Genomic DNA, 1536 nt, shown 5'->3' with positions numbered 1-1536 from the left:
CCTGGTACGACGCCGACATCGATCACGTCATCATCTCCGAGGCGCAGATCCGCGAGAAGACCGCGGAACTCGCCGAGACCTGCTTGGCGAGTTCCGCCGCTGACCGCCCTGGCCGGCGGCGGCGAGCTGGTGGTCGCCGACGGCAACCACCGCAGCCTGGCCGCCCAGACCGGCGGCCTGCCGCGCTTCCTGTCGGTGGTCACCACGCCGGCGTCGGTGGCCATCCAGCCGTACAACCGGCTGGTCAGTGAGCTCACCACCACGCCGGAGGAGCTGCTCGACCGCCTCCGGGCCGCGGGTGCGGAGATCACCCCGATCGACGGCCCGGTCGAGGTTCCGGCGGCCGGCGGCACCGTCGTGCTCCGGCTCGCCACCGGGGCGTACGCGGTACGCCTCCCGCACGCCGGCGGGTCCCGCCTGGAGAACCTGGACCACGCGCTGGTCGAGCGGCTGCTGCTGCGCGACGCCCTCGGGCTGGACCCGGGCGACAAGCGGATCACGTACGTCGGCGGCGACTACCCGGCGGCCTGGTTGACCGGTGAGGTCGACGCCGGCCGTGCGGAGCTGGCCGTCCTCATCGCCCCGGTGACCGTGGACGACTTCGTCGCGGTGAACCTCGCCCGGGAGAAGATGCCCCGCAAGAGCACCTGGTTCACCCCGAAGGCGCGGGGCGGTCTGGTGGTCGCCGAGCTGTCCCGCTGAGCCGTTGTGACGAATCCACTCCGGGGCGCCGCCCGCGCGGAGTCCCGGAGAGCGGCCTGAGAGACTGCGGGTCATGCGCGTCTACCTGGGATCCGACCACGCCGGTTTCGAGTTGAAGGTGCACCTGGCCAACCACCTGGCCAAGCAGGGGTACGACGTGGTCGACGTCGGCCCGCACGCCTTCGACCCGGACGACGACTACCCGGCCTTCTGCCTGCACACCGGTCACCGGGTGGTGACCGACGCGGGCAGCCTGGGTGTCGTCATCGGCGGCTCGGGCAACGGCGAGCAGATCGCCGCCAACAAGATCGCCGGGGTGCGGGCGGCGCTGGCCTGGAACACCGACACCGCGCAACTGGCCCGCGAGCACAACGACGCCAACATCGTCGCGGTCGGCGCCCGCCAGCACACGCTGGACGAGGCGACCGCCATCGTGGAGGCCTTCCTCGCCACGCCGTTCTCGGGCAACGAGCGGCACGCGCGCCGCATCGCCCAGGTGGCCGACTTCGAGCGCACCCGCGAACTCCCGCCCCTGCCCTCGCAGTGATCGTCTGCGGCTGAGCTGTCGGCGGCCCGGCGTGTCGGACCGCTGATCAGCAGACGATCATCGACGCACCGGCGGGGCCGGTCAGCGGCGGGGGAGGTCCTCGCGGGGGGTCCAGTTGCGGCGGACGATCTGCACGTGGGCCTCGGCCTCGGCCAGGTCCTCGTCGGTGGGCCGGGCCGCGTCGCGTGCCCGCATCGCGGCCGCCACGCCGACCTGTGAGGAGCCGGAGCCTCGAACGTGGTCGACGACATGACCATGGGCATCACCCACGTGATCCGGGCCGAGGA

Annotated in this window: 1 protein-coding gene and 2 pseudogenes; 2 read left to right on the top strand and 1 reads right to left on the bottom strand. The window is 72.7% G+C overall.

The features are described 5' to 3' along the window. Together AB0I76_RS29670 and AB0I76_RS29665 are read left to right on the top strand one after the other, a co-directional pair. Positions 1 to 702: pseudogene (locus AB0I76_RS29670) on the top strand (hypothetical protein); the annotation flags it as partial. Between the two features lie 73 nt (positions 703 to 775). Continuing rightward, positions 776 to 1249 carry a ribose-5-phosphate isomerase gene (locus AB0I76_RS29665; protein WP_357042376.1) on the top strand — a complete coding sequence of 158 codons (474 nt, stop codon included), beginning with the start codon at positions 776 to 778 and terminating at the stop codon, positions 1247 to 1249. Between the two features lie 81 nt (positions 1250 to 1330). Here AB0I76_RS29665 and AB0I76_RS29660 read toward each other — a convergent pair. After that, positions 1331 to 1536 (bottom strand): annotated as a pseudogene (locus AB0I76_RS29660) (hypothetical protein); the annotation flags it as partial.

The sequence above is a fragment of the Micromonospora sp. NPDC049799 genome, from assembly GCF_040656655.1.
Lineage (GTDB): Bacteria > Actinomycetota > Actinomycetes > Mycobacteriales > Micromonosporaceae > Micromonospora.
This window is presented reverse-complemented; position numbering and strand designations above follow the sequence as displayed.

What these genes read in the sequence shown, in the direction of transcription:
- AB0I76_RS29665 (WP_357042376.1), top strand. Translation starts at nt 776, where the DNA reads ATGCGCGTCTACCTGGGATCCGACCACGCCGGTTTCGAGTTGAAGGTG.